At 65.0% G+C, this 25,994-nt stretch carries 24 protein-coding genes and 2 pseudogenes; 10 read left to right on the forward strand and 16 right to left on the reverse strand.

Features of this window, described 5'->3' with window-relative positions:
• Positions 1 to 11: 11 nt before the first annotated feature.
• Positions 12 to 1,562, reverse strand: a complete 1,551-nt coding sequence (locus tag EJ070_RS32395) for a Do family serine endopeptidase (protein WP_126094979.1) — start codon at positions 1,560 to 1,562, stop codon at positions 12 to 14.
• Positions 1,563 to 1,753: 191 nt separating this feature from the next.
• On the opposite strand from EJ070_RS32395, the pseudogene EJ070_RS37290 reads away from it, so the two are divergent.
• Positions 1,754 to 1,900, forward strand: a pseudogene (locus tag EJ070_RS37290) (CopG family transcriptional regulator); the annotation flags it as partial.
• Between the two features lie 84 nt (positions 1,901 to 1,984).
• Here EJ070_RS37290 and EJ070_RS32405 read toward each other — a convergent pair.
• From EJ070_RS32405 to EJ070_RS32440, 8 genes are all read right to left on the reverse strand, one after another.
• Positions 1,985 to 2,449, reverse strand: coding sequence for a cytochrome c-type biogenesis protein (locus EJ070_RS32405; protein ID WP_126094981.1), 465 nt, complete (start codon positions 2,447 to 2,449; stop codon positions 1,985 to 1,987).
• A complete protein-coding gene (locus tag EJ070_RS32410; RefSeq protein WP_126094982.1) occupies positions 2,446 to 4,434 on the reverse strand; it encodes a heme lyase CcmF/NrfE family subunit in 1,989 nt (662 codons plus the stop codon). Before EJ070_RS32410 ends, EJ070_RS32405 begins: the two co-directional genes overlap by 4 nt.
• Positions 4,434 to 4,877: a cytochrome c maturation protein CcmE gene (gene ccmE / locus EJ070_RS32415; RefSeq protein WP_126094983.1), complete on the reverse strand. Its 444-nt coding sequence runs from the start codon at positions 4,875 to 4,877 to the stop codon at positions 4,434 to 4,436. Before ccmE ends, EJ070_RS32410 begins: the two co-directional genes overlap by 1 nt.
• A gap of 3 nt (positions 4,878 to 4,880) precedes the next feature.
• Complete coding sequence (ccmI, locus tag EJ070_RS32420) at positions 4,881 to 6,017, reverse strand: c-type cytochrome biogenesis protein CcmI (protein WP_126094984.1); 1,137 nt, start codon at positions 6,015 to 6,017, stop codon at positions 4,881 to 4,883.
• Between the two features lie 219 nt (positions 6,018 to 6,236).
• Positions 6,237 to 6,668, reverse strand: coding sequence for a hypothetical protein (locus tag EJ070_RS32425; protein ID WP_126094985.1), 432 nt, complete (start codon positions 6,666 to 6,668; stop codon positions 6,237 to 6,239).
• Positions 6,669 to 6,814: 146 nt separating this feature from the next.
• Positions 6,815 to 8,203 (reverse strand): ATP-binding protein, encoded by a 1,389-nt coding sequence (locus tag EJ070_RS32430; protein WP_126094986.1) that lies wholly within the window; start codon positions 8,201 to 8,203, stop codon positions 6,815 to 6,817.
• 22 nt (positions 8,204 to 8,225) lie between these two features.
• Positions 8,226 to 8,891: a response regulator transcription factor gene (locus EJ070_RS32435; RefSeq protein ID WP_126061966.1), complete on the reverse strand. Its 666-nt coding sequence runs from the start codon at positions 8,889 to 8,891 to the stop codon at positions 8,226 to 8,228.
• An 82-nt stretch (positions 8,892 to 8,973) separates the two neighbouring features.
• Positions 8,974 to 9,273: a hypothetical protein gene (locus tag EJ070_RS32440; RefSeq protein ID WP_126094987.1), complete on the reverse strand. Its 300-nt coding sequence runs from the start codon at positions 9,271 to 9,273 to the stop codon at positions 8,974 to 8,976.
• Positions 9,274 to 9,550: 277 nt separating this feature from the next.
• Between EJ070_RS32440 and EJ070_RS32445 the strand changes: the two genes are divergently transcribed.
• Entirely contained in the window at positions 9,551 to 9,937 is a 387-nt protein-coding gene (locus EJ070_RS32445) for an ester cyclase (protein WP_126094988.1), read from the forward strand.
• A 114-nt stretch (positions 9,938 to 10,051) separates the two neighbouring features.
• Here EJ070_RS32445 and EJ070_RS32450 read toward each other — a convergent pair whose 3' ends face one another.
• The 3 genes from EJ070_RS32450 to EJ070_RS32460 form a co-directional block, all read right to left on the reverse strand.
• Positions 10,052 to 10,459 (reverse strand): DUF3168 domain-containing protein, encoded by a 408-nt coding sequence (locus tag EJ070_RS32450; RefSeq protein ID WP_126094989.1) that lies wholly within the window; start codon positions 10,457 to 10,459, stop codon positions 10,052 to 10,054.
• 142 nt (positions 10,460 to 10,601) lie between these two features.
• Positions 10,602 to 12,155 (reverse strand): trimethylamine methyltransferase family protein, encoded by a 1,554-nt coding sequence (locus EJ070_RS32455; RefSeq protein WP_126094990.1) that lies wholly within the window; start codon positions 12,153 to 12,155, stop codon positions 10,602 to 10,604.
• A gap of 10 nt (positions 12,156 to 12,165) precedes the next feature.
• Positions 12,166 to 14,577, reverse strand: coding sequence for an FAD-dependent oxidoreductase (locus tag EJ070_RS32460; protein ID WP_126094991.1), 2,412 nt, complete (start codon positions 14,575 to 14,577; stop codon positions 12,166 to 12,168).
• A gap of 112 nt (positions 14,578 to 14,689) precedes the next feature.
• Here EJ070_RS32460 and EJ070_RS32465 point away from each other — a divergent pair, with 112 nt between their 5' ends.
• The 5 genes and pseudogenes from EJ070_RS32465 to EJ070_RS32485 all read left to right on the forward strand — a co-directional run bounded on the left by EJ070_RS32465 (position 14,690) and on the right by EJ070_RS32485 (position 21,039).
• Positions 14,690 to 15,328 (forward strand): TetR/AcrR family transcriptional regulator, encoded by a 639-nt coding sequence (locus tag EJ070_RS32465; protein WP_126094992.1) that lies wholly within the window; start codon positions 14,690 to 14,692, stop codon positions 15,326 to 15,328.
• A gap of 165 nt (positions 15,329 to 15,493) precedes the next feature.
• The gene (locus EJ070_RS32470) at positions 15,494 to 17,650 is read left to right on the forward strand and encodes a penicillin-binding protein 1A (RefSeq protein ID WP_126094993.1); all 2,157 of its coding nucleotides are present in this window, start codon (positions 15,494 to 15,496) and stop codon (positions 17,648 to 17,650) included.
• Positions 17,651 to 17,834: 184 nt separating this feature from the next.
• Positions 17,835 to 18,695 (forward strand): site-specific integrase, encoded by an 861-nt coding sequence (locus EJ070_RS32475; RefSeq protein WP_126094674.1) that lies wholly within the window; start codon positions 17,835 to 17,837, stop codon positions 18,693 to 18,695.
• Positions 18,696 to 18,708: 13 nt separating this feature from the next.
• The gene (locus EJ070_RS32480; RefSeq protein WP_126091547.1) at positions 18,709 to 19,896 is read left to right on the forward strand and encodes an IS91 family transposase; all 1,188 of its coding nucleotides are present in this window, start codon (positions 18,709 to 18,711) and stop codon (positions 19,894 to 19,896) included.
• A gap of 430 nt (positions 19,897 to 20,326) precedes the next feature.
• A pseudogene (locus EJ070_RS32485) lies at positions 20,327 to 21,039 on the forward strand (IS5 family transposase).
• 13 nt (positions 21,040 to 21,052) lie between these two features.
• Here the strand turns inward: EJ070_RS32485 and EJ070_RS32490 are convergent.
• Both EJ070_RS32490 and EJ070_RS32495 read right to left on the reverse strand, forming a co-directional pair.
• Positions 21,053 to 22,210, reverse strand: coding sequence for a DUF930 domain-containing protein (locus tag EJ070_RS32490; protein WP_126094995.1), 1,158 nt, complete (start codon positions 22,208 to 22,210; stop codon positions 21,053 to 21,055).
• A 106-nt stretch (positions 22,211 to 22,316) separates the two neighbouring features.
• Entirely contained in the window at positions 22,317 to 22,727 is a 411-nt protein-coding gene (locus EJ070_RS32495) for a RidA family protein (protein WP_126094996.1), read from the reverse strand.
• Between the two features lie 367 nt (positions 22,728 to 23,094).
• On the opposite strand from EJ070_RS32495, the gene EJ070_RS32500 reads away from it, so the two are divergent.
• Positions 23,095 to 23,679 (forward strand): DUF1214 domain-containing protein, encoded by a 585-nt coding sequence (locus EJ070_RS32500; RefSeq protein ID WP_126094997.1) that lies wholly within the window; start codon positions 23,095 to 23,097, stop codon positions 23,677 to 23,679.
• A complete protein-coding gene (locus EJ070_RS32505) occupies positions 23,672 to 24,220 on the forward strand; it encodes a DUF1254 domain-containing protein (RefSeq protein ID WP_126094998.1) in 549 nt (182 codons plus the stop codon). Before EJ070_RS32500 ends, EJ070_RS32505 begins: the two co-directional genes overlap by 8 nt.
• Positions 24,221 to 24,233: 13 nt before the next feature.
• Here EJ070_RS32505 and EJ070_RS32510 read toward each other — a convergent pair whose 3' ends face one another.
• A complete protein-coding gene (locus tag EJ070_RS32510; protein ID WP_126094999.1) occupies positions 24,234 to 24,422 on the reverse strand; it encodes a hypothetical protein in 189 nt (62 codons plus the stop codon).
• 187 nt (positions 24,423 to 24,609) lie between these two features.
• Between EJ070_RS32510 and EJ070_RS32515 the strand changes: the two genes are divergently transcribed.
• On the forward strand, positions 24,610 to 25,617 hold the full coding sequence (locus tag EJ070_RS32515) for a DUF2336 domain-containing protein (protein ID WP_126095000.1): 1,008 nt from the start codon (positions 24,610 to 24,612) through the stop codon (positions 25,615 to 25,617).
• A 13-nt stretch (positions 25,618 to 25,630) separates the two neighbouring features.
• Here EJ070_RS32515 and EJ070_RS32520 read toward each other — a convergent pair whose 3' ends face one another.
• Positions 25,631 to 25,978 (reverse strand): DUF1491 family protein, encoded by a 348-nt coding sequence (locus EJ070_RS32520; RefSeq protein ID WP_126095001.1) that lies wholly within the window; start codon positions 25,976 to 25,978, stop codon positions 25,631 to 25,633.
• Positions 25,979 to 25,994: the final 16 nt, after the last annotated feature.

Here is a 25,994-nt window from a genome sequence, read left to right on the forward strand (position 1 = left end):
ACCGTTGGCGATCAGCCCTTGCCGACCGGCAGCGCGACGAAGCGATTCGAGTCGTCGCGGGTGATCTGCATCAGCACGGCCTTGCGGCCCGCCTTGGCGGCATCCGTCATCGCCTTGGAGACGTCGTCGGTGGTGTTGACCTCGGCCGAGTTGATCGAGGTGATGACGTCGCCGGGCTGGATGCCGCGGTCGGCCGCATCGCTGTCCGGATCGACATCGGTCACCACCAGGCCCTTGCCGTTTTCCGACTTGGTCACGGTGAGGCCGAGATCGGCAAGCGTGTCGGCCTTGGCAGCGGGCGCCGACTGCTTGCTGCTGTCCTCGTTCGAGGCCTGCTTGTCGCTCGAGGGCAGCGTGCCGAGATCGACCTTTACCGTCTCGTCCTTGCCGTTGCGCCAGACGGTGACGTCGACCGACTTGCCCGGCGCGTAAGCACCGATCATGCGGGCGAGTTCCTTCGGCGAGGCGACATCCTTGCCATCGACCTGAGTGATGACGTCACCGGCGACGATGCCTGCCTTCTTGCCGGGACCGGCGTCCTGGGCACTCGAAACCAGCGCGCCCTTGTCGGACTTCAGGCCGAGCGACTCGGCGATGTCGGAGGTGACCGGCTGGATCTCGACGCCGAGCCAGCCGCGCTGCACCGAGCCGTTCTTCATCAGGTCTTCCACGACCTGCTTGGCGGTCGAGGCCGGAATGTCGAAGGCGATGCCGACGCTGCCGCCCGACGGCGAGAAGATGGCGGTGTTGATGCCGATCACCTGGCCGTTGAGGTTGAAGGTCGGGCCGCCCGAATTGCCGCGGTTGACCGAGGCGTCGATCTGGATGAAGTCGTCATAGGGGCCGGCGCCGATGTCGCGGCCGCGGGCCGAGACGATGCCGGCGGTGACGGTGCCGCCGAGGCCGAATGGATTGCCGACGGCCACCACCCAGTCGCCGATGCGGATCTTGGAGTCGTCGGCGAAGTCGACATAGGTGAACTTGCCGCCGCCATCGACCTTCAGCACGGCGAGATCGGTGCGCGGATCGGTGCCGATCAGCTTGGCGTCGAGTTCCTTGCCGTCATTGGTGACGACGGTGAAGTTCGAGCCTTCCGAAACGACGTGGTTGTTGGTGACGAGGTAGCCGTCCTCGGAAATGAAGAAGCCCGAGCCTTGGGCGACCGGACGCGGCTCGCCATTGCCGTGGTTGCGATGGTTGAACGGGCGCATGCCGAACTGCTGGCCGCCCTGGTCGCCGAAGCCGCGGAACTCCTTGAAGAAGCGGCGCAGCTGCGGATTGTCGGGCAGGTTGTCGAAGCCGTCCTGATTGTCGGAACCGTCATCGGCGGTCGGCTGGATCTTGGCCTTGACCTTGACGCTGACGACCGCCGGCGAGACGTGCTCGACGACATCGGCGAAGCTCGGAACCTGCGGGGCCTCGACGCGCACCGCATCGGCCAGCACGGGGGCGGTGCCGGTGGCAAGCGCGCCCACGCCGACCGCACCGACGACAGCCAGGGACGCGACGGCCGCCATCAGGCGCTTGCGGGTGCTGGAGTATGAATTGGGGGCAATATTCATGGGTTTTCGTATCCTCTTTCGAAGGGATGCGCTCAGGCGAAGCATCCTCGGGCAAGAGGATTAGAGCGCCGCACATTACGGCGCCATTTCCGGTACATGAAAATTTTGTAATGTTTGGCGATCAGCAGGGATGCGTTGGGATCACGAGGTTCAAAATGACCACGGGCCATACCAACCGAATTCGAGTCTCAGTCGATTGGGAGACCAAGATGATTGAAGGCATCAAGCGCGGGATAGCCGATGCAAAGGCGGGCCGTGTGATGCCTCACGAAGCTGCGATGGCGGAAATCGACGCGGTGATCGAGGCCGTGGAAGCTGAGCGCACAGGCAAGGTGTGAGGTATGCCGCGCTCGGAGGCTAGGCGGAAGCACTCGCGACGGCACAGGAGTCTCGGCCAACCTCCGAGGTCCGCAATTCGTGCGTCAGTCGCGCAGCAGCTTGTCCAGCGCCGCCTGTTCCTCCGCGCTCAGAGCGCCGTCCGGCGCTGGCCGACGCGAGCGGGCGCTCATCACGATGAAGATGCCGCCGGCCAGAAGCAGAAGCACCGGCGTGCCCCACAAAAGCGCGTTGCGCAGGCTGAAGCGCGGCTTCAACAATACGAACTCGCCATAGCGCGAAACGATGTAGTCCATCACCTGCTGGTCGGTGTCGCCGGCGACAAGGCGCTGGCGCACGAGGATGCGCAGGTCACGCGCAAGGTCGGCGTCGGATTCGTCGATCGACTGGTTCTGGCAGACCATGCAGCGCAGGCCTTCGGACAGCGCGCGCGCCCTCGCCTCCAGCGCCGGATCGGCCAGCACCTCGTCGGGCCTCACCGCCTGCGCCGTGCCGGCGAAGACCAGGGCCAGCAGGAGGAGCAGGAGGCCAAGCGAAAACTTCGCTTTCATGTCGGGCTCGCGGTTGCTGCGGCAACAGCCGGCTTGCGGCGCCTCGCGGGCGCGCCGACGCGCAGGCGGCGGTCGAGCAGCGACATGGCGGCGCCAGCCATCATCACCAGACCGCCGCCCCAGATCAGCGTCACCAGCGGTTTCCACCACAGGCGCACGACGACGGAACCGTCCTTGCCCTCGTCGCCGAGCGACAGATAGAGCTGGCTGAGGCCCAGCGTCCGGATGCCGGACTCGGTCGTCACGGTCTGCCGCGCCGGATAGAAGCGTTTTGCCGACGTGATCTCGCCGTCGGCATTGCCATTTGAGATCAGCAGGAAGCGGCCGCGGTCCTCGGTGAAGTTCGGGCCTTTTCGGGGGAACAGCCCTTCGAAGCGCAGCGTGTGGCCGGAGAGGTCCACCGTCTCGCCGGCGCGCATGGTGAGGATCTTCTCGGTGCCGAAGGACAATGTGCCGACGATGCCGAGCAAGGTGAGCCCCAACCCGAGATGGGCAAGGGCCGTGCCGAAGACCGAGCGCGGCAGGCCGGCGAAGCGCCTCAGCATGACGGCCGGCGTCACCGAGCCGACGCCGGACTTGACGGCAAGGTCGGTCAGCGCGCCGGCGACCAGCCAGACGGCGATGCCGACGCCGAGCGCGGCGAAGACCGAGCCGCCGTCGATGAACAGGCCGGTGACCAGCATCGCGGCAATCGCCAGCGCGAAGGCGGCCATCAGGCGCTGGGAAGCGGCAAGCACATCGCCGCGCTTCCAGGCAAGCAGCGGACCGAAAGGCACGATCGCCAGCAGCGGCAGCATCAGCGGGCCGAAGGTCAGGTCGAAGAAGGGCGCGCCGACCGAAATCTTGCCGCCGGTAGTGGCTTCGAGCACCAGCGGATAGAGCGTGCCGACCAGCACCGTCGCTGTCGCCGTGGTGAGAAAGAGGTTGTTGAGGACCAGCGCGCCCTCGCGCGAGATCGGGTGGAAGAGGCCGCCGGCGGTCAGCCGCGATGCGCGCAGGGCAAACAGCGCCAGCGAGCCGCCGATGAAGAGCGTCAGGATGCACAAGATGAAGACGCCCCGCGCCGGATCGGTGGCGAAGGCATGCACGGAAGTCAGCACGCCGGAGCGCACGAGGAACGTCCCGAGCAGCGACAGCGAGAAGGTGAGGATCGCAAGCAGCAGCGTCCAGATCTTCAGTGCCGAGCGCTTTTCCATGACGATCGCCGAATGGAGCAGCGCGGTGCCGGCGAGCCAGGGCATGAAGGAAGCGTTCTCGACCGGATCCCAGAACCAGAAGCCGCCCCAGCCGAGCTCGTAATAGGCCCAGTACGAGCCCATGGCGATGCCGCCGGTTAGGAACATCCAGGCGACCAGCGTCCATGGCCGCACCCAGCGCGCCCAGGAGGCGTCGATGCGGCCCTCGATCAGGGCGGCGACCGAGAAGGAAAAGCAGATCGAGAAGCCGACATAGCCGAGATAGAGCAGCGGCGGATGGATGGCGAGGCCGAGATCCTGCAGGACCGGGTTGAGGTCGCGGCCCTCGATCGGCGCCGGGTTGAGCCGGATGAAGGGGTTGGACGTCGTCAGGATGAACAGGAAGAAGGCGGCGCCGATTGTGCCCTGCACTGCGAGCACATTGGCCTTGAGCGTCTCCGGCAGGTTGGAGCCGAAGACGGCCACGAGCGCGCCGAAGAAGGTCAGGATCAGCACCCAGAGCAGCATCGAGCCTTCGTGGTTCCCCCAGGTGCCGGTGATCTTGTAGATCATCGGCTGCAGCGAATGGGAGTTCTCCCACACATTTGCCACCGAGAAGTCGGAGCCGGCATAGGCGCCAGCAAGCGCGGCGAAGGAGAGCGCGGTGAGCGCGAAACCGGTGACCGCGACCGGGCCGCCGACCGCCATCAGCCGCCGGTTGCCGCTGCGGGCGCCGACCAGCGGAAGCAGCATCTGCACCAGCGACAGCGCAAAGGCGAGGACGAGCGCGAAATGTCCGGTCTCAACCATTATTGGCTCTTGCTTTCCTGCCAGACGCCCTTGGCCTTCAGGCCGTCGGCGACTTCCTTGGGCATATAGCGCTCGTCATGCTTGGCTAAAACGCTGTCGGCGACGAAGACACCGTCGGGGCCGAAGGCGCCCTCGGTGATGACGCCCTGCTCCTCGCGGAACAGGTCGGGCAAGATGCCTGTATAGGTGACCTTGACCGACTTCTGCGTATCGGTGACCGAAAAGGCGACGGTGGCGCCTTGGCCGCGCACGATGGTGCCCTTTTCGACGAGGCCGCCAAGGCGGATGCGCTGGCCGGGCTGGACGGTCGCGGTGGCGAGATCGGCCGGCATGTAGAAATAAGAGGCCTTCTGGCCGAGCGCATAGAAGGTGAGGCCGGCCGCGGCACCCAGGAAGGCCAGACCGGCAATGATCACCGACAATCGCTTCTGCTTGCGCGTCATCTCTTACTCCGTCGCCCTCACGCCGAGGGAGGCGGCAAAGGCGGTGAACTTCTTGGCTTGCTCGCTGTCGGCGCCGAAGACGGCAACAGCGCGGCCGAGGGCGTCGCGCGCCTGGTCGGCCTTGCCGAGCACGACATAGGAACGAATGAGCCGCATCCATCCTTCCTCGTCGCGCGGATTTTGCTTCAGCCGGTCGTCGAGGCCGGCGACCATGGTCTCGATCATCGCCTGCCGGTCCTGCGGCGACATCTGCTGCGCAGCCTCGACGGCTTGAGCATCAGGGCCATTGACCGGCGTCCCGGTGGCCACTGCCGGCCCGGTCGTTTCCGCAAGCGCCTGCTGGACGGCGCTGCGCCAGGGCGAATCCGGCGGCAGTTGGCCGAGCATCTTCTGCCAGGCGGCCGCGGCTTCGGCCTTCTTGCCTTCCTGCGCAAGGCCCATCGCCAGATAGAAGCTCGCCTTGGCGTTGGCGGGGTCGAGCTTCAGGGCCGCCTCGAAGGCATCCTGAGCCTCGGCCGACACGATGCCGCCGGCGGCATTGGCGATCGCCTCGCCGAGGCCGGCTTGCCGGACGGCGCTGTCGCCGTCGAGTCGGATGGCGTTGCGATAGGCCGTCACCGCGTCGGTGTAGCGCTGCAGGCGCAGATAGACAGGCGCCAGAACGTCCCAGCCCTTGCCGTCAGACGGATTGGCGGCGAGGTGGGCCTCGGCGCGGGCGACCAGTTCGTCGACCGAGGAATCGGCCGGGCTCTTGGCGAGCCGTTCGGCCAATGGCTGCGACGGCAAGTCCGGCGAGCCGAGCTCGCCATAGAGCCCCCAGCTCACCAGCGGCACGGCCAGCACGGCGGCGGTGGCCACAAGCCTTGCGGCTCGCGAGGCGCGCGGCGCCGCCGCGCCTGCCTGGTCAGCCGAGCCGAGACGCAGGATGCGGCGGCCGATCTCGGCGCGCGCTTCCTCGGCTTCGGCCGGCTGGATAAGCCCGCGCGCCATGTCGCGGTCGAGCTCGGCGAGTTGGTCGCGGTAGACCTCGAGGTCGTGATCGCCGGCCGCGGACGAGCCTTCCGTGCCGCCGGCCAGCGGCAGAAGCACCGCCAGGCTGGCGCCCAGCGTGAGGATTGCGGCTATGACCCAGAACAGCATGGCTATTCCAATAAAGGCAGAGCCCTGCCCTGCCAACACAAGCGTACTGCGACGCTTTGACGACAGACGCGCCGGAGAACCTTGATCGATATCAATCTCGCCGGACTGTAGCCGAAATTAGCGCAATTCCAGGAAGAGTGCGCAGCGGTTTTCCGTTCGGAATTGCGTCGTGACAAACACTTGGAGCGGGTCGGCCCTCCGATCGAAGGCCGAACCGCTCTAAGTCAACGGCGTCCAGCTGCCGTCAGCGTTGCGGCAGGCCGTGCCGCGTGCGGTGACGCCCGATGTGCCGGTATAGACGGTGTGGGTATACTGCCGGCAGTCCTGCGAACCGACCCGGTAAGGCTGAGCGGCGACGACCTCGCCGTAATGGGACGAGCCGTCGCTCTTCCACGTCACCTTCTGGCCGCTCGCGGTGTATTCCAGCGCCTTGTATTCCGCCTCGAGACCCTTGCGCTTCTCGGCGTCGCTGAGGCCCGAGCCGATCGATCCGCCGACCAGTCCGCCATTCATGGCCGCGACGATGCCGGTTCCCACCTTGCCAGCGGCCGGCGGCGTGGCGACGGGCGTGACCGGGGGACCGCTCCTGCCCAGCGTTGTGCAGCCTGAAACGGCCATCAGGGCGGAAACGAGCGCGACGCGAATCTTCATGCCAACAACCGGTTCTCTTGAGCGGGATGGACTTCTTGAGCGAAAGGCACTGGGGGCCGCGCCATCGGGGAGGGTGGCAAGGCCATAGTGTTGATATTTGTCGGAAATTTGGCCGCAGCCGGCCGCGCGCAAATCGATAAAAAACATCACTGAAGGCTCCGCAATCTGACCACCGCCCTCAAGCCGCCCATGCCGGACCGTTCCAGCGCCAGGACGCCTCCATACTCGTTGACGAGGTCGGCGACAATGGCAAGCCCAAGCCCCGTTCCCGGCTTCGTCTCGTCCAGCCGCCGCCCGCGCTTCAGCACCTCTCGCGCCTTGTCTTCGGGAATTCCCGGCCCGTCATCCTCTATAACGATTTCAAACAGGCCGGCGCTTCCCGCGACAGGGGCGACCGAGACGGCGACGGCGCCCTTCGCCCATTTCATGGCGTTGTCGAGCAGATTGCCGAGCAATTCCTCCAGATCCTCGCGCTCGCCGGCAAAGACGATCTCGGCGGGCGGCGGCGACAGCGTGAGCTTCGTCCGCGGGTTGAGCTTTTGCAGCACGCGCACCATGCGCTCGACCAGCGGCGAAACCGGTGTGCGGAAGACGACGCTGTCGCGCTGGGCGGCGACGCGCGCGCGCTGCAGATAATGGTCGACCTGCTTCTGCATCGAGGCAGCCTGATCGGAGATGAGCTGGCCTTTGGCGCCGCCCAGCGCACGGCCTTCGTTGATCAGCACGGCAAGCGGCGTCTTCAGCGAATGGGCGAGATTGCCGACTTGCGTGCGCGAGCGCTCGACGATGCGCCTGTTGTTCTCGATCAGGGCATTGGTCTCGTTGGCGAGAGGCTCGATCTCGGCCGGAAAACGCCCGTCGAGCCGCTGCGCCGTGCCCTCGCGCACCATGGCCAGCGCATTGCGCACGCGCCGCAAGGGCTGCAGGCCCAAAAGAATGGCGACGGCGTTGATGGCGATCATGCCGACGCCGAAGAGCGACAGATAAGTGAGCAGGCGGCGCTGGAAGCTCGCGATCTCCTGCTCGAGCTCGCTGTGGTTGCCCATGACGCGGAAGCGCGCGGCGCGGTTCTTGGCGTCGAGCATGAACTCGCTCTCGAAGACCTCGAGCTCCTCGCCCTTGATGCCCTCGGTCGAGTAGCTGCGCTGGAAGTTCGCGTTGAAGGGGACCTCGGCGACGCTTGGCGACAGGATCGAGGTCGTCATCGAGGAGGAGTGGATTTCGCCGTGAACACCCTCGGAGGCCGGCTCAACGGACCAGTACCAGCCAGAATTCGGCTCGGAGAAGCGCAGGTCGCCAAGGTCGGGCGAGCCGGTGAGCGCGCCATTGTCGGAAATGCCGACCGAACCGATCAGGTTGAACAGATGCGCCGAAAGCAGGCTGTCGAAACCGCGCTCGCTGGCCTGGCGGTAAAGCGTGGTGATGAGGGTGAAGATGACGACCAGCGTCAGGATCGCCCAGATGGTGGAGAAGGCGATGACGCGGAAGGTCAGCGAGCGCGGCCAGAGCCGCAGCCTTGAAAGCCACGTTCCCATCGTCGGCTTCAGCGGTTCCGCGTTACGCCTCCGGCTCTCGCATGCGATAGCCCATGCCACGCACGGTTTCGATCATGTCGATGCCCATCTTCTTGCGAAGCCGCCCGACAAACACCTCGATGGTGTTGGAATCGCGGTCGAAATCCTGGTCATAGAGATGCTCGACCAGCTCAGTGCGCGACACCACCTCGCCCATATGGTGCATCAGATAAGCAAGCAAACGGAACTCATGAGAAGTGAGCTTCAGCGGCATGCCGTTGACATCGGCCTTGGAGGCCTTTGTGTCGAGCCTGAGCGGTCCGCAGGTGAGCTCGGACGAGGCATGGCCGGCGGCGCGACGGATCAGCGCCCTCACCCTGGCCAGCACTTCCTCGATGTGGAAAGGCTTGGTGACATAGTCATCGGCGCCGGCGTCGATGCCGGCCACCTTGTCGCTCCAGCGGTCGCGCGCGGTCAGGATCAGCACCGGCATCTTGCGCCCGCCACGGCGCCAGCGCTCGACGACGCTGATGCCGTCCATCTGCGGCAGGCCGATGTCGAGCACGACGGCATCGTAAGGCTCGGTGTCGCCGAGGAAATGCCCCTCCTCCCCGTCATAGGCGCGGTCGACGACATAGCCGGCGTCGACCAGCGCGTCCGCCAGTTGCCGGTTGAGATCCTTGTCATCCTCGACGACGAGCACGCGCATGGTTTTGAGCCTGTTGAGGGATGGAGGTATAGGCCGATTCCGCCGGCCTGGGAAACTTAAGCCTGTTAAAGGGAATGGGGCGTCAGTTCAGCGGCACCACGATCTCGGAACGACGCGGGCGTTGGCCTTCCTTGCCGGGGACGAGCACGACGATGACGCAGACCGGCTGGCCGCCGCGCGTCGACTGCGACGCCTTGGCGAGCGTGCCGCCATTCTGCGCGGCGACCTGCTGGCCGATCGCATAGCAGTCGCCGGCGGCAAGCACGACCGGCTGTTCGGCCGACGGCTCGATGGCCGGCATGGCAATCGCCTGCGACGCAAGAACGCCGGCTGCGGCAAGCGCCAGCGTCGCGGTGCGGATATGGGAGCGGAACGTTTTCATGATCACGGTTCTAACGCATGTGTGCTGAACGTGAAATGAACGGTGAACGGCCGAAAATCCATGCCCGCCATGCCCCCTTGGTTTTACGCAATTCCGGACGGAAAAACCGCTACGCACTTTTCCTGGAGTTGCTCCAGCGCGAGACGAATCCTGCTGCCCGGCTCCCACCGGCCAAGCTTGGGATTCATAGCCGGAAAATCACCGGCGCGGCTACGGTTTTCGCGGGCGGGATATGCGCTAGTTTGCGCCGTGAAGCCGGTGACGACGGGAGAATGCCATGACGAGCGAGGACCTTGCCGATCGCTACAAGGGTTACATCGCCTGCCTCAACGCGCAGGACTGGGACAATCTCGACCGGTTCGTCGGCGAACAGGTGCAGTATAACGGCGAGACGATCGGGCTTTCGGGCTATCGCCGGATGCTGGAAGGCGATTTCCAGGCTATTCCGGATCTGCGTTTCAACATCGAGCTTCTGGTCTCGGAGCCGCCGCGGGTGGCGGCCCGCCTGCATTTCGACTGCAGGCCCAAGGGCGTGCTGTTCGGCCTGCCGGTGAAGGGCAAGCGCGTCGCCTTCGCCGAGAACGTCTTCTATGAATTCCAGGACGGACGGATATGCGAGGTCTGGTCGGTCATCGACAAGGGCGCCATCCAGGCTCAACTTTGATGCATGTCGCGCAAAAGTGTGCAGCGGTTTTGCGAAAACGACATGCATAAAAACAAAGACCTAAAGCGCGTCGCCTGGATCCATTTCAGCGCGACGCGCTTTAGGACTGGACGCTCAAGCGCTTTCCTGCGTCAGCGCGCGAAAGCGCAGCAGCCCGTGATGGACCGTCAGGTCCTCGTCATAGCGCGCCTCGGCGAATTCCAGCGACAGACGCGTCTGGCCGCGCGGGCCGATTGAGAGCGCCGCGCCGTCGAGGCGTGCCCTGATGCTGTCCATGATGAGGCGCGTCTCGGCCTCCCCTTGAGCCTTCGACCAGACATGCAGCGTGATGAGCTGATCATTGTCGTTGTCGGCGCCGGTTTCGAGATCGAAGGCGCTGGTGCGGCCGTAGGTGACGTGCGGATAGGCCGCCTTGGCGTCGGCGCGCTCGAGCAGGCCGGCGCCGCCCAGCAGCGCCGAAAGCGACGCGTCGGTCTTCAGCCTCAGGAACAAGGCCTGCATCAAATCGCCAGGCGCCGTCATTTACCGTCCATCACAAAACAGCCTTCGGTTCGTTGCTAACCTGATCGCCAACGTAACCACGCTCGCGATCCGATACCAGATCGCGAATCGTTTTGACTGTAGCGTGAACGGCGAAAGTCTGGAAAATATTACGTTTTCGGACTCACGACACCGGCGCCGCACCGCCCTGTTCGGTGCGCCGCGCGATGAACTCGTCGAGTACGCCGGCGGTAGCGGCGGCGGATTGCGGCGGCTGGAAATCGGCAAGGATCCGCTTCCAGACGCCGGTGGCGCGCTCGGTGGCGGTCTTGCCGCCGGCTTGCGTCCAGTTGCCGAAATTCGACCAGTCGGCGACCAGCGGCTCGTAGAAGGCGGTGCGGTAGCGCGTCATGGTGTGGGCGGCCGAGAAGAAGTGGCCGCCGGGCTGCACCTCGGCGATGGCCTCGAAGCCGATGGCGTCGGCGTCGCCCGGCGTCGTTGCGCAAAGCTCGGCGACCGTCTGCAAGGCCTCGATATCGGTGATCAGCTTCTCGAAGGAGACGCTCAGGCCCCCTTCCAGCCAGCCGGCGGCGTGGATGCAGACGGTCGCGCCGGCAAGCACCGAACCCCACAGCGCGAACTGCGTCTCGTGCGCTGCCTGCGCGTCGGAAATGTTGGCAGCGCTGCCGCCGCCGGAACGCCAGGGCAGGCCGGTGAAGCGCGCGAGCTGGCCGGCGCCCAGCGTCGCCTTGATGTGCTCCGGCGTGCCGAAGGCAGGCGCGCCCGACTTCATGTCGACATTGGAGGAGAACGAACCATAGACCACCGGCGCGCCGGGGCGCACGAGCTGGGCCAGCGTCAGCCCGGCCAGCGCCTCCGCATGCTGCAGCGTCAGCGCTCCGGCGACCGTGATCGGCGCCATGGCGCCCGCCAGGCAGAAGGGCGTGATGATCGAGACCTGGCCGGCCTTGGCAAAATCGATGATGCCTTGCGCCATCGGGATGTCGAGCTGGCGCGGCGAATTGGTGTTGATGACGGTGTAGCAATAGACGCCGGCGCGGAAATCATCCTCGGACAGGCCGCGCGCCAGCCGGACCATCTCGAAGCTGTCGTCGACCTGCGGCGTGCCGCGCGCGAAGACGAACGGGAGCTTGTCGGACAAAATGAGCTGAGCCCGGCCGGTGGCGTAGTGGCGAAAGCGGGTGTCGACGTCCTGCGGCTCGATGCAGGGGCCGAGCATGTGCAGCACGTCGAAATGCTGCAGCAGCTTCATGAACTCCTCGAAGGCGGCGAGCGTTCCCGACCGCCGGCCGCGCTCGAGATCGGTGACATTGGGCGCGCCCGAGCCGGCGAGGAACGCCATGGACCCGAGCTCGAGCATCAGATCGCGGGAGCGGTCGCCGCCATAGGCCGGGATCGAGCGCGGCGCGGAAGCCAGGGCCGCCTCGACCATGTCGCGGCCGATCCTCACCATCTGGCTGTCCTCGTCGACCAAGGCGCCGGCCCTGGCAAGAATGGCGCGCGCCTCCGGCAGCAGCACCTTGATGCCGAGCTCTTCCAGCACGCGCAGCGCCGTGTCGTGGATCGCGGCGACCTGGTCGTCGGAAAACACCGGCTGCGGCAGGAACGGGTTCTTCAGCGAACGGTAATTCGGATGGCGGCTCGACTCGCTACCGGCCTCACCGGTGCGTCCGCGCCGGCGTTCGCGCCTCTGATCCCTTGCGGCCTCGTCAATCATGGCATCCTCCTCATCCCCGCATCGCCCTGCCTTGCGCGTCGTAAGGCGAGGCCGCGATGACGCGTGCCGGCCGTTCGACGCCGACAATGTGTACGGAAAGCGCCGTCCCCTCCCCGGCGAAATCGTCGTCCACCAACGCCAGGGCGACGCTCTTGCCGACGGTGTAGCCGTAGCCGCCCGAGGTGACCAAACCGACGCGCCGGCCCTTGTGCCAGACCGGCTCGAAGCCGCTGGCGTCGGCATCGAGGGCATCGACCTCAAGCGTAACGATCCGGCGCGAAACACCCGCCTTGCGTTCCTTAAGAGCTGCTTCACGGCCGATGAAATCGCCCTTGTCGAAAGCGATGAAGCGATCGAGGCCCGTCTGGCCGGGCGTATAGCCTTGCGTGAACTCGCGCGACCAGATGCCGAAGCTCTTTTCCAGCCGAAGCGAATTGAGCGCGTAATAGCCGATCTCGGCGAGGCCGAGATCCTCGCCGGCGGCAAGCAGCGTCTCGCGCAGGGTCGAATGCAGGGTGGCCGGGCAGTTGATCTCGAAGCCGAGCTCGCCGGCGATCGACAGCCGGGCGACCCGCGCCGGCACCATCCCAATGTCGAACGCGCCGCAAGCCATAAAAGGTAGAGCTTCGGCGGAGATATCCTGATGGGTGGTGCGTTCGACGATCTTGCGTGCGTTCGGTCCGGTAACAAGGAAACCGGATGTCGCATCGGAAATGTCGGTGGTCGAGACGCCGTCCGCCCTATGCGCCTCGAACCAGCGCATGTGGAATTCGCGCAGGTAATAGGAGCCCATGATCCAATATTCGCCGCCGCCCCAGTTGAGCAGGGTGAGATCGCCCTTCAGCCTGCCGTCATGGCCGAGCATCGGAGCCAGTTTCGCGCGGCGGGGCTTCGGCAGACTGCAGGCGAGCAACCGGTCGAGCCAGGCCTCGACGCCCAGGCCCGATACGACATAGCGCGAGAAGGCCGTCGTATCGACGAGGCCGGCGGCGCGGCGGACCTGCAGCACCTCGTCGCCGACGATGTCGAAGGCGTTGGAGCGCCTCAGCGTCGTCTCCTCGCGAAAACCCATCGGCGCGAAATAGGCCGGGATTTCCAGTCCCCAGGACGCCGTCCACGCGGCGCCGGCGGCGCTCATGCCGTCATAGGCGCCGGGACGCTTCAGCGGCCGGCCCGCCGGCAGCCGCTCGTTGGGGAAGGTCATGACGAAACGGCGGGCATAGAACTGGCGCGTGGTCTGCTTGAGATATTCGCGGTTGGCGGCGAAGGCGCCGTAGCGGGCGATGTCCATGCCGAAGATGTCGGCCTGCGGCTCGCCGTAGATCATCCATTCGGCCAGCGACTTGCCGACGCCGCCGCCCTGGCTGAAGCCGGCCATGACGCCGCAGGCGACCCAGTGGTTCTTCAGGCCACGCACCGGGCCGACCAGCGGGTTGCCGTCCGGCGTGAAGGTGAAGGCGCCGTTCACCCATTTGCGGACGCCGGCGGTCGCCAGGCACGGAAAGCGCTCATAAGCCTTGGACAGCTCGGGGCTGATGCGGTCGATGTCCTCGGGGATCAGCTCGATGCCGTAATCCCAGGGCGCGCCGTCCATGTTCCAGTGCTTTGGGTTCTGCTCATAGACACCGAGCAGGATGCTGTTGCGCTCCTGCCTTAGGTACGAAAAGCCGTCGAGGTCGACGACGACGCCGATCTCCTTGTCGAGCGCGGCGACCTCGGGAATGTCCTCGGTGACGAAATAATGGTGCTCCATCGGCGTCACCGGCAGGTCGACGCCGGCCATCAACCCGACCTGCTTGGCCCAAAGGCCGCCGGCATTGACGACATGCTCGGCAACGATCGTGCCCTTCTCGGTGACGACGTCCCAGCCGCCGTCGGCACGCTGCTTCAACTCGACGACGCGGTTGCGCAGGATGACATCGGCGCCGCGCTTTTTCGCAGCACCCGCATAGGCATGCGTCGTGCCGTAAGGGTCGAGATGGCCCTCGTTGGAATCGTAGAGGCCGCCCAGCACATCGCTGACATCGACGATCGGGCAGATTTCCTTGATTTCCTCGGGCGTCACCAGCCGGGCCGTCTCGATGCCGACCGACTGGAACACCGCCCAGGCCGATTTCAGCCATTCCCAGCGCTGCGGGTCGCTCGCCATGTTGACGCCGCCGGTCATGTGCAGCCCGGCATTCTGGCCGGACTCGGCCTCGATCTCGCGATAGAGCTTGATCGTGTAGTCCTGCAGCGCCGCGACATTGGGATCGGCGTTGAGCGCATGGAAGCCGGCGGCCGCGTGCCAGGTCGAGCCGGCCGTCAGCTCGGCGCGCTCGATGAGCGCCACGTCGTTCCAGCCGAACCGCGTGAGATGGTAGAGCACCGAGGCGCCGACCACGCCTCCTCCGATGACGACTGCCCGGTAATGCGATTTCACGAGCCTCTCCCCTCTCGTTGGAGGCCCTTACGGTACATGACCTGGACATATGTGTCTAGACACTTCTGTCCAGAGCTTGCGCAGCGTTTCGTGCCATGCCTATTGTGCGGCCATGATCATGACCGCTCCCCAGGCCGAACCATCGCCCGGCAACATCAAGGTCACGCGCTCGGACTGGATCAATCTGGCGCTTGAAACGCTGATTTCGGACGGCATCGAGAGCGTGCGCGTGCTTACACTCGGCCAGAAGCTCGGCGTGTCGCGCTCGAGCTTCTACTGGTATTTCGAAAGCCGGCAGGACCTGCTCGACCAGTTGCTCAAGCATTGGCACGATACCAACACCACGGCGATCGTCGAGCGTGCCCGCCGCCCGGCCGAGACCATCATCATGGGTGTGATGAACGTGTTCGAATGCTGGGCCGACGAGCGGCTGTTCGACCCGAGGCTCGACTTCGCCGTGCGCGAATGGGCCAGACGCTCGGCCGACGTGCGGCGCATGATCGACCAGGCCGACGACGAGCGCCTCACCGCCATCCGCGACATGTACCGGCGGCACGGCTATGACGACGAGGACGCCTTCATCCGCGCTCGCGTCCTTTACTACATGCAGATCGGTTACTACGTGCTCGACCTCAAGGAGCCGGTCGAGGCCCGGGTCAGCCATCTCGCCGCCTATCTGCGCTCCTTCACCGGGCAGGAGCCGACCGAGGCGGATGTGGCGCATTTCATGCGCTTCATCGCGGCACGGTGATATCGCAAAGCATGCACGATCAACCTTAGCGTTCAACAAAGCTTGGGTGTGGCTTCGCTGCTCTTGTGAGCGGTGATAAAATGGTCGAATAGTTTGGCAGGGTGCCACCCTGAAACTGCCCGCATGCTGTTTCCGGGCGAAAGCGCGCCGGGGCGGAAGTCTGGAATGGCAAGTCCTTCGAAACCACGCAAGAGAAGAGGCCGGATTGCCTCGGCGGCTCTTGCTGTCGACGCGTGGCTCGATTCCTCGCTCTACGAAATCGGCTTCAAGGCGCGCGAATTCTGGGAAGCAGCCACCATCTTTTTCCGCCGTTTCCGTCTGCATGGCTGGCGGCGCGCCATCATCGAGGTGCTGAGCGAAGGTTTCACCATGGGCGCAGGCGGCTTCGTGGTGCTCCTGGCGCTGGCGATGCCCGCCTTCGAGATCACTGCCGGCGACTGGCGCAACCAGGGCGACTTCGCCGTCACCTTCCTCGACCGCTACGGCAACGAGATCGGCCAGCGCGGCATCATCCAGCGCGATTCCGTGCCGGTCGACGAGATGCCGGACATCGTCATCAAGGCGGTGCTGGCGACAGAGGACCGGCGTTTCTTCGACCACTACGGCATCGACGTCCTCGGCCTGTCGCGCGCGGTCTTCGAGAATGTGCGCGCCAATTCGGTGGTCCAGGGCGGCTCCAGCATCACGCAGCAGCTCGCCAAGAACCTGTTCCTTTCCAACGAGCGCACCCTCGAGCGCAAGATCAAGGAAGCTTTTCTCTCGCTGTGGCTGGAGGCGAACCTCTCGAAGAAGGATATCCTGCAGCTCTATCTCGACCGCGCCTATATGGGCGGCGGCACGTTCGGCATCGAGGCGGCGGCGGATTTCTATTTCGGCAAGAGCGTCAAGGACCTGAACCTCGCGGAGGCGGCGATGCTCGCCGGGTTGTTCAAGGCGCCGACCAAGTACGCCCCGCACATCAACTTGCCGGCGGCGCGCGCGCGCGCCAACGTGGTGCTGTCCAACCTCGTCGATGCCGGCTTCATGACCGAGGGCCAGGTGCTGCAGGCGCGGCTGCACCCGGCCGACGTCGTCGACCGCGGCGAGCAGAAGAGCCCCGACTATTTCCTCGACTGGGCCTTCGACGAGGTCAAGAAGATCGCCAAGCCCGGCCAGCATTCGCTGGTTGCCCACACCACCTTCGATGCCAACATCCAGAAGGCGGCGGAAGAATCGGTCGAGTTCCATCTCCGTCAGTTCGGCAAGGAATACAACGTCACCGAAGGCGCGGTGGTGGTGATCGAGACCAACGGCGCGGTGCGCGCCATCGTCGGCGGCCGAGACTATGGCGCCAGCCAGTTCAACCGCGCAACCAAGGCGCTGCGCCAGACGGGGTCGTCCTTCAAGCCCTACGTCTACGCCACCGCGATGGAGCATGGCTTCACCCCGGACTCGGTGGTTTCCGGCGGTCCGATCAGTTGGGGCAGCTGGTCGCCGCATAACTACAGCGGCGGATCGGCCGGCAATGTCACGCTGCTGACCGCAATCGCCAAGTCGATCAACACCGTGCCGGTGCGGCTCGCCAAGGACCATCTCGGCGTCGGCCCGATCAAGGCGATGGCCGAATCGATGGGCGTGGAATCGCCGCTGGAATCACACAAGACCATGGTGCTCGGCACGTCCCTCATGACGGTGATGGACCAGGCGACGGGCTACAGCGTCTTTGCCCAGAACGGCTTCGTCGGCTCCAGGCACGGCATCACCCAGCTCGTCACCCGCACCGGCGATGTGGTGTATGACTGGACCAAGGACGCGACGCCGCCGCACCGCGTGCTGTCGGAACAGGCGTTGAAATACATGAACACCATGCTGGCGGCGGTGCCGGTGATCGGCACGGCACGACGCGCCCAGCTTCCCAACATCGTCGTCGCCGGCAAGACCGGCACCACGCAATCCTACCGCGACGCCTGGTTCGTCGGCTTCACCGGCAACTACACGGCCGCCGTCTGGCTCGGCAATGACGACTTCACGCCGACCAACAAGATGACCGGCGGTTCGCTGCCGGCGATGGTGTGGCAGCGGCTGATGGTCTATGCGCACCAGAATATCGACCTGAAGCCGATCCCGGGCCTCGATCATCCGTTCGTCGACCCGGAGGTCGCGGCCAAGGCCGAGGAGGCGGCGAAGAAGGAGGCCTCGGACGCCACGGCGCAGGCACAGGCGGAGCGACCGCCGGTGCTCTCCAGCCGCACCACGCAGACGCTGAGGGAGATGACCAAGACTTTCCAGGCGGCACCCGTTCTCAACGCACCCACCCTGCCGGAGACGCTGTCGGCGCTTTAAGTCCTTGTTTTGATGCATGTCGTTTTCCCAAAACCGCTGCACACTTTTGGGCGACACGCTCTAAGGCCTGTGGGGATTGAACGAAGCCGCTAACGCGGCATTTGGCGGATCGGTTTGCGGGTGACGCTTCTGTTTTGAAGGATTGTGGCTGTTGAAGCGCAATCTCGAGAACAGGAGCAATGAGATGGTCGAGTTGAGCCCTCTTCGCCGGCGCATGATCGAGGACATGACGATCCGCAATTTGTCGCCGGCCACCCAGCGATCCTACGTGCATGCGGTGGCGAAGTTTTCGCGCTACTTTGGCCGCTCCCCTGACCGGCTTGGCCTTGAGGACGTGCGCGCCTTCCAGGTGCATCTGGTTTCAACGGGGATTTCGTGGCCGGCGCTGAACCAGACGGTGTGCGCACTGCGGTTCTTCTACGGCGTGACGTTGGGCCATGCCGAGATCCCGGAGCGCATTGTCTACGCCCGCTTACCACGCACGCTGCCAGTGGTGTTGAGCGCCGACGAGGTGGTCAGGTTCCTGGAAGCGGTCCCGAGCCTGAAGACGCGCACGGCCCTGACCACAGCCTACGCTGCTGGACTTCGCGCCTCGGAGACCGTCGGCCTAAAGGTCGGCGACATCGACAGCGGTCGCGGCGTCATCCGGATCGAGCATGGCAAGGGCGGCAAGGACCGCACCGTGATGCTGTCGGCGCAGCTTCTGCGCATCCTGCGGATCTACTGGCGGCTGGCGAAGCCGCAGGACTGGCTGTTTCCCGGGCGCGGCGCCGATCGCCCTATCGATGTGCAGGTGCTGTATTCCGCCTGTCGCTCGGCGCGTGCGGCCGCCGGCATCGACAAGCGGGTGACGGTCCACACGCTCAGGCACTCTTTCGCCACGCATCTTCTGGAGAACGGCACCGACATCCGTATCATCCAGGTTCTGCTCGGCCACAACAACCTGTCGAGCACGGCGCGCTACACCAGGGTCTCGAACGGCCTAATCCGGCGCACGACGAGCCCGCTCGACCGGCTGAACGTCGAGGTCGTGCCGCCGGGTTGATCCGGTCCCGCCCATGCCGGCGAGACTGGAGGTGGCGGATATCTTCCGCCGCCATGGCGAGGCGTATCGGCAGGCCCATGACGGCCATCTCGGGCGCGTCGAGCGCCGCACGATGAGCGCGATCGAGCTATGCCGGACCGCCGAACTGGGCGGTCATGTCGAGGGCTGCCGCTCCTGCGGGTCGATTCGCGTGGCCTACAATTCCTGCCGCAACCGGCATTGCCCCAAGTGCCAGAGCCAGGCCTGCCGGGACTGGCTCGCCGCGCGGCAGGACGAGCTGCTGCCGGTGCCCTACTTCCATGTGGTGTTCACGCTGCCGGCCGAGGTCGCCGCGATCGCCTTCCACAACAAGACGGCGCTCTACACGATCCTGTTCAAGGCGGCGGCCGAGACGCTGCGCACGATCGCCGCCGATCCCAGACATCTGGGCGCCGAGATCGGCCTCATCGCAGTGCTGCACAGCTGGGGCCAGACTCTCACCTACCATCCCCATCTGCATTGCATCGTGCCGGGCGGTGGCGTCTCGCCCGACGGCGCACGCTGGATCTCGTGCAGGCCGGGATTCTTTTTACCCGTGCGCGTGCTGTCGCGCCTGTTTCGCCGCCGCTTCCTGGAGGAACTGCGAGTGGCCCATGATGCGGGCCGGCTGGGCTTCTTCGGCGATCTCGCCCACCTGGCAAAGCCCGATGCCTTCGCCCGTTTGCTCGCCGAAGTCCGTCACCTCGAATGGGTCGTCTACGCCAAGCCGCCCTTCGGCGGCCCGCAACAGGTACTGGCTTATCTCGGCCGCTACACCCATCGCGTCGCCATCGCCAATTCCCGGCTGGTCAGCATGGCCGACGATCGCGTCGCGTTCCGCTGGCGGGATTATCGTCATGGCGGCAGGACGAAGGTCATGACGCTCGATGCCGATGAGTTCATCCGCCGCTTCCTCCTGCACACGCTGCCCGACGGCTTCCACCGCATCCGTCATTACGGCTTCCTCGCCAACGGTCATCGCGCCGCCAAGCTCGGCCTGTGCCGCCGACTGCTGGCCAGCCAACAGCAGAACAATCTCGAACCGAGTGCCGAAAGCGCCGCTGTCGCCGCCGGGCGCCTGGCGTTGACGCATCGCTGCCCATGCTGCGGAGGGGCGATGGTCACGCTCGCCACCTGGCGATGCGGGCAGGCGCCGACCCCCTTCTGGAATGACACCTCATGATCACGCCGAGTGCGTCCACATCGTCTGGTTCGGCACCCGTCGCCTTGCGCGCCGGCACCCAGACCTTTGCCCCATCGCACAAAGCCGCAAGCAGCCAGACCAGCGGTAGAGGCCACTGCTACCTGTCTGACGGTTCACGCCATCACGGTTTTGCCTTCCGCCATGCTCTCCATCGCCGTGGTCGAACCGCGAACGCCGTTCATCGGCCTGGCAAAGACAATCCCCACCGCTCCGCAGGGCTACAATCCCCATAGCGCCAGACCGACCCGCGGCTCCGTTCAATCCGGCTTGCAATGAGGTCCGACGTCGTGCCAAGCGGCTCCGTCGAGCCAACGGACCTCACAGAAGCCTCCAGATTCACCAAAGCTTGGCGATGTGATTCAAGCTTTTGATGGACCGATTCGTATTGACTGACGCCCAATGGGCGAAGATGGAGCCGCATTGTCTGGGTAAAGCCAGCGATCCCGGACGCAGTGGCAATGACAACCGACTGTTCATCGAGGCAGTTCTGTGGATTGCGCGCACGGGCAGCCCGTGGCGCGATCTGCCTGCCCATTTCGGGAACTGGAGCACAGCGTTTCGTCGTTTCAGCGACTGGCGCAAGGCCGATGTATTCGTGAAGCTCTTCGAAGCCTGCTCGGACGAGCCGGATATGGAATACGCCATGATCGACGCCACCATCGTCAAGGTCCACCGCCACGGACAGGGCGCAAAAGGGGGACTCAGAGCCAGGCCATAGGCCGCTCCAAAGGCGGCATGACCACCAAGATCCTCGCGCTGACCGATGCACTCGGCAACCTTGTGCGCTTCCATCTGATGCCGGGGCACCGCTTCGACACGGTCGGCGTCGAGCCGCTTCTGCAAGGCGTAGATTTCGGCGGGCTGATCGCCGACAAGGCCTTCGACAGTGATGCCATCGTTGCCGATCTCAACGAACGTGGCGCCAAGATTGTCATCTCCCAGCACCCGAGGCGCGCAAGGCCCTTGCCACTCGACCGCCAACTCTACACGTGGCGACACCTCATCGAGAACTTCTTTTGCAAGCTCAAGGAATTCAAGCGCATCGCCTTGCGTGCCGACAAAACCGACAACAGCTTCGCGGCAATGATCTATCTCGCCGCCGCCGTCATTAACTCTCGATGAATCCCCACAAGCCTTAGTGGAGACTGGGCAATCTGAGACGGGCCCATTCGCCGCGTGGAATCTCGGCGCCGACACGGAAGTTGAACGACAAGACCCTCGTCGCTTCGGCATCGACCTCGCACCGGAAGCCTAGGCGGTACCATGTGGTTGCCGTGCTGAAAGCGGCCTCCGGAGGGGCAAGAACATTGCCTACCTTCAGCGGAATGGACGGCAGCCATTTGGGAGAATAAGAGGCCTCCTGCAATTCCTGATTCAGAACGCTGCCGCAAAGGTTGGCAACCCTCTGATCGCGAGGCACGCCGCTCATAGAGCTTGTGGCCAGCGCATCGCCGGTAGCGCCCTGCGAGTAGAGCTTTCGAACACCCGGAAGGCCCGAATAGATCGGCGATCCAGCAACGGCGGCGTTGGTGGAACTTGGCGTCCCGGCGCTCCTGCTTCGGGACTTCGAGACCCTTGCAGGCCTGAACTTCAGCGCATTTGCGGGTTTGGGCTTTGGCTTTTCGGCCGCGGCCGGAAGCTCGACCTTACCGTCGCTCTCAGCACCCAACGGCGTCGGCGCTACGGCTGTTTCAGCGGTTTGCGCTCCTGCCTCTTGTTTGTCCGCCTGCTGTTTATGTGTGTCCTGGTCTGCCTGCTTTTCATCACTCTGCGTGGGCTTGGCGTCCGTCGCGGCGGTTACCGGCTTGTCGTCGGCCTTGCTTGGATCTGCCCGCTGATCGGCGTCTGCCGGCGCGGCAGATTGGTTCTGTGCAGGCTTGGGCACGGCAGGCGGCTTCGAATCGTTATCCTTGGCCGGCGAGGGCGTGTTGTCTCGATCGCCGCCTCCTTCCAGGGATTTCCTCGGACCGGTATCCTTGTCGCCGTACTGAAAAACGGGCTTTAGCACCGCGATAGCTGGTGGCTTCGGCGGCTGCCTTTCCAGCGAAGGCGGTTTTTCAGCCTTCGGTTCCGGCGGCTTTTCGGCCTTTGGCTGCGGTGCGGGCGGAGGCTTCGGTTTCGGTTGCTCGGGCGGAGGCACAAGCGCGACATTGACCGGCTGTTCCTGGTCCGGCTGTTGGGCAGGCCTCGGCAGGCTGTAGACCAGAAACGCTGCGATGAGCGCATGCAGGATCAGCGATGCGGGCAAGGCCCACGCCAAATTCCAACGCCGTTCCTCTGTCTCGCCCTTCATCCCGATCGATGTGGAACGAAATGGCGGCGGCTTCAAGCACAGGCATAGGATCGGAGCGAACCAGTACCTTCTCACAGTGATAAGACGCGGGCCGCATTGTGCGACGCTAGCTTCTGACGGCCTCGTCAATGACCGCTATCGCGTCGACCTCTATGAGGTAGCCTGGGGACATTATCGCTACCCCGACCACCACATTCGCTGGCTTGTGATCTCCAAACAGCGAAATCTGCGCTTCTTCGATGATTGGAACGTGCTCATCGCGCTTGTAATCGACAATGTAGATTGTGATCTTGCAAACTTGCTCAGGCCGTGCATCTGCCGCACTGAGCGCTCGGCCGAGATTGCTGAAGGCCAGGCGCGCTTGCGCCGCAAAGTCACCATGCCCAACGAGCTTGCCGTGTATGTCTTCGGGCTGCTGACCTGAGACGAATACCAGCTTGGATCCCTTCGCGACGACGACCTGTGTGTACATCTCTGGAACTGGCAGACCATCTGGGTTGATGAGTTCGAGCGCCATTGAATAGTCTCCTGCTTCGTTCGACTGAAATCGACATTGGTGATCACCGCGTCGCTGGCACACAGGACGATGGCAAAGCGCCGGCGCTGGTGCGTGGCGATGCAGCGCCGCATGAGGCATCGATGATCCGGGGGTCGAAGGGCGGAATCTCGCCCATGACAAGCCGGTCGTCAACACGGGGAATGCGCCGCTGGCTGCTCGGTAGAAGGACCTGATGGCAACGTGCCATTTGGATGAGCACCGGACGCGCAGGAACCCGCCATTTGCAGGCCGCATCACCTGAATATCGCAACGCCTTGGAGCAAGCCGACTTGCCACGAGGCCCCGCGCCGCGATATCCCGAGCAACCTCCTCTGTTTCCGGCCCCATGCTCAAGAACGCATTCCTCACGCTGCTTTCGCTTGCCATAGCCATCGGGCTGGGCGGCGGCAGCGTCTGGTACGCGCTCAACGCGCAGGACGGCGTGGGCGCGATCCGCATCGGCCGATGGACCGCCTTTCCCGAAATCGGCACCCAGGCGGCCGATCCCTATTCGAAGGCGCGCGTGGCGCGCGAGGGTGTGCTGGCGCTCGGCCGGGCGGAGGGGCTCTCCTTCGTCGCCGAGCGCGACGAGGCCGGCGAGCCGCTGAAACGGGAATGCGCCTACACGATCGAAGGTGGCTATCCGACGGCCCGGTTCTGGACGCTTTACGCCGCAGACCGGTCGCTCGGCGTCATCGACACCGGCAAGCCAAGGCAGGCAGCGCTCCAATCCTACGAGGTGCTGCGCCAGCCCGACAATTCGGTCGTCATCTCCGTCGGCGACCGCCCTGCCCCCGGCAACTGGCTGCTCATCAACGGCTTCGGCAAGATGTATTTCGTGCTGACCTTCTACGACACGCCGATCGCCTCGAGCACCGGGCTTTCCGACGTGACGCTGCCGCGCATCCTGAAGGCAGGCTGCCATGCGTAGGCTGCTGCACGCGCTCATCCTCGGCCTGCTCGGCGCCGGCATCGTGCATATCGTGGTGCTGTTCCTGGTGCCTGAATTTTCCGAGCGCGATGCCTGGTCGCGGCTGGCGATGACCTCCGACCTCTACAGGATGACGCGCCTGGACGCCGAAGCCGGCGGCGCGCCGGTGGTGAAGTCGGTCGACCCGATGTTCTACGCCGCCGCCTGCCGCTTCGATCTCGCCGACGGGCTGGTGCGGATCAAGGCGCCGGGCGACGTGCCGTTCTGGTCGGCCTCGGTCTATGACCGCAGCGGCCACAACATCTATTCCTTCAACGACCACAACGCGAACAGCGAGAAGCTCGATGCCGTGGTGCTGACGCCGGCGCAGATGATCGACGTGCGGCGCGATCTTCCGGAGGAATTGCAGGGCGCGATCTTCGTCGAGGCGCCGATCGAGGAAGGCATCTTCGTCGTCCGCGCCTTCGTGCCGGACGAGAGCTGGAAGCCGATCGTGTCACGCTTTCTCGAGCAGAGCGCCTGCGAGCTGCAGGACTACTGAGAAACCAAACAGATCAGTGGTGCGGGGCCGTGGGCCGCGGCGAACCCGGCTTGTCCGGGCCGTCCGGACGCGCCGCGCCGATCTGCGGCTGCTGTTCGTAGCGGACGCCGGGGAAGATGATGACTGCCGCCGCCGTATCGGTAGCGTGATTTACTCGATTGACCGGTGCCGTTCTCGGCACAAAAGACAGGACCATGCCCATGGTTCGCGCATTCCTCTCGGTTTGACCGGAGCACAACGCAACGCCTCCAAAGTCGATTAAGGCGGGCAGAGGGTTAACGGAGCGCTAACGGATCGCGGCTAATTTGATCTTTGTTCCCTGGAGACGCGAAACCGGCCCGGCCGGATCGAGCGGGCCAGGTCTGTGTCGAGTATCGGGCGTATCCTCCGTGTCATCTTCGGATTTCAGGCATATCGCTATCCGGACCGAAGCGGGAAAAGCTGAAAGGCTGTTCCGCGCCGCGGTGTCGGCCTTCTGCTCGCTGACGCGCCCGTCGCGCCGCGAGATCGCCCAGCTTGAGGATCTGACCCTGCCGCTGTTCGACGAGGTGTCGGTCGAATCGCGCCGCTACGTCGCCGCCGCCCTTTCCGAATGCGAGTATGCGCCGGCCGCGCTGGTGCGGCGGCTGGCCGAGGAGCCGGTCGAGATCGCGGCGCCGCTGCTCACCCGCTCGAACGCGCTGAGCGACATCGACCTGATCGCGCTGATCGGCCGCCACGGCCTGCCGCACGCGCGCGCGATCGCGCGCCGCAAGGAGCTCAATTCGACCATCGCCGACCTGATCCGCGCGCTGGAGAAGCCGACGCTGGTCAAGACGCGGCCACCGGAGACGGTCACGAAGCTCGCGCCGGTGAAGTCGGCGGCGATCGATGCCGCCGAAGACAAACGCCCGTCTGCCGGCGAAGCCGAGGAGAATGCGCGGCGCCGCCTGCGCTCTATGATGCGCCCCGCCGGCGAGAACGCCGCTATCAACACCTTCCTCGGCCAGCCGGCATATGTGAAGCTGCGCGAGACGGCGCTGACCGGCAACGCCGCCTTCTTCCAGACAGCGCTCGCCGATGCGCTCGACATCGATTTCGCCACGGCCCGCTCGGTGACCGATCAGTCGAGCCACGGTGCGCTGCTTGCAGCGCTCAAGGCGCTCGATCTCAGCGAGGACAGGGCCTTCCTGATCGCGGTCGCCGTCTATCCTGGCGAGTTCCCGCATCCGCAGGCGATCCGGCTGTTCCTCGACCGCTATCGGCTGCTGCATCGCGAGGCGGCGCTCGACAAGGTCCGGGCCTGGAAGGCCGAAACCCTGTCACGCGCGATCCGCGGCAATGCCTCCGAGACGACAAGCGGCGAGCGTCAGGCGTCGAACAGCGACGGAAAGGCCGCCAGCCTCAAGGCGTCCTGAGCTTCGAACCGACCTACTCCGTCTTCACGGAGACAAGCTCTTCGACCGGAACGGAGCCGGCCTCGATCTCGACCACCCAGATATCCGGATCGAATCTCTTTTCCTTCTCGAGCCGCACATCGAATGCCGAGGCATCATCGCTGGAAGCGAGCAAGGTGAAGAAGCGCTCATCGGGCTTGGCCGAATCATAGCTCGTCTGCGGCGCCGGGCCGTAGAGAGCGACCTCACCCAGCCGGCCGCGCGACAACACGAAGACGGCGCCCGCCTCCATCGCCCCGCGCTTGACCACGGCGGCAAAACCGCCGGCGGCGAAGACGCGGCGAAGCAAAGCCGATACCCAAAGATCGGTGGTTACGCGCATGGCGGGATTCCGGATG

It is taken from the genome of Mesorhizobium sp. M1E.F.Ca.ET.045.02.1.1, from assembly GCF_003952485.1.
GTDB lineage: Bacteria > Pseudomonadota > Alphaproteobacteria > Rhizobiales > Rhizobiaceae > Mesorhizobium.

What these genes read in the sequence shown, in the direction of transcription:
- EJ070_RS32395 (WP_126094979.1), bottom strand. Translation starts at nt 1,562, where the DNA reads ATGAATATTGCCCCCAATTCATACTCCAGCACCCGCAAGCGCCTGATG.
- EJ070_RS32405 (WP_126094981.1), bottom strand. Translation starts at nt 2,449, where the DNA reads ATGAAAGCGAAGTTTTCGCTTGGCCTCCTGCTCCTCCTGCTGGCCCTG.
- EJ070_RS32410 (WP_126094982.1), bottom strand. Translation starts at nt 4,434, where the DNA reads ATGGTTGAGACCGGACATTTCGCGCTCGTCCTCGCCTTTGCGCTGTCG.
- ccmE (WP_126094983.1), bottom strand. Translation starts at nt 4,877, where the DNA reads ATGACGCGCAAGCAGAAGCGATTGTCGGTGATCATTGCCGGTCTGGCC.
- ccmI (WP_126094984.1), bottom strand. Translation starts at nt 6,017, where the DNA reads ATGCTGTTCTGGGTCATAGCCGCAATCCTCACGCTGGGCGCCAGCCTG.
- EJ070_RS32425 (WP_126094985.1), bottom strand. Translation starts at nt 6,668, where the DNA reads ATGAAGATTCGCGTCGCGCTCGTTTCCGCCCTGATGGCCGTTTCAGGC.
- EJ070_RS32430 (WP_126094986.1), bottom strand. Translation starts at nt 8,203, where the DNA reads ATGGGAACGTGGCTTTCAAGGCTGCGGCTCTGGCCGCGCTCGCTGACC.
- EJ070_RS32435 (WP_126061966.1), bottom strand. Translation starts at nt 8,891, where the DNA reads ATGCGCGTGCTCGTCGTCGAGGATGACAAGGATCTCAACCGGCAACTG.
- EJ070_RS32440 (WP_126094987.1), bottom strand. Translation starts at nt 9,273, where the DNA reads ATGAAAACGTTCCGCTCCCATATCCGCACCGCGACGCTGGCGCTTGCC.
- EJ070_RS32445 (WP_126094988.1), top strand. Translation starts at nt 9,551, where the DNA reads ATGACGAGCGAGGACCTTGCCGATCGCTACAAGGGTTACATCGCCTGC.
- EJ070_RS32450 (WP_126094989.1), bottom strand. Translation starts at nt 10,459, where the DNA reads ATGACGGCGCCTGGCGATTTGATGCAGGCCTTGTTCCTGAGGCTGAAG.
- EJ070_RS32455 (WP_126094990.1), bottom strand. Translation starts at nt 12,155, where the DNA reads ATGATTGACGAGGCCGCAAGGGATCAGAGGCGCGAACGCCGGCGCGGA.
- EJ070_RS32465 (WP_126094992.1), top strand. Translation starts at nt 14,690, where the DNA reads ATGATCATGACCGCTCCCCAGGCCGAACCATCGCCCGGCAACATCAAG.
- EJ070_RS32470 (WP_126094993.1), top strand. Translation starts at nt 15,494, where the DNA reads ATGGCAAGTCCTTCGAAACCACGCAAGAGAAGAGGCCGGATTGCCTCG.
- EJ070_RS32475 (WP_126094674.1), top strand. Translation starts at nt 17,835, where the DNA reads ATGGTCGAGTTGAGCCCTCTTCGCCGGCGCATGATCGAGGACATGACG.
- EJ070_RS32480 (WP_126091547.1), top strand. Translation starts at nt 18,709, where the DNA reads ATGCCGGCGAGACTGGAGGTGGCGGATATCTTCCGCCGCCATGGCGAG.
- EJ070_RS32490 (WP_126094995.1), bottom strand. Translation starts at nt 22,210, where the DNA reads ATGAAGGGCGAGACAGAGGAACGGCGTTGGAATTTGGCGTGGGCCTTG.
- EJ070_RS32495 (WP_126094996.1), bottom strand. Translation starts at nt 22,727, where the DNA reads ATGGCGCTCGAACTCATCAACCCAGATGGTCTGCCAGTTCCAGAGATG.
- EJ070_RS32500 (WP_126094997.1), top strand. Translation starts at nt 23,095, where the DNA reads ATGCTCAAGAACGCATTCCTCACGCTGCTTTCGCTTGCCATAGCCATC.
- EJ070_RS32505 (WP_126094998.1), top strand. Translation starts at nt 23,672, where the DNA reads ATGCGTAGGCTGCTGCACGCGCTCATCCTCGGCCTGCTCGGCGCCGGC.
- EJ070_RS32510 (WP_126094999.1), bottom strand. Translation starts at nt 24,422, where the DNA reads ATGGGCATGGTCCTGTCTTTTGTGCCGAGAACGGCACCGGTCAATCGA.
- EJ070_RS32520 (WP_126095001.1), bottom strand. Translation starts at nt 25,978, where the DNA reads ATGCGCGTAACCACCGATCTTTGGGTATCGGCTTTGCTTCGCCGCGTC.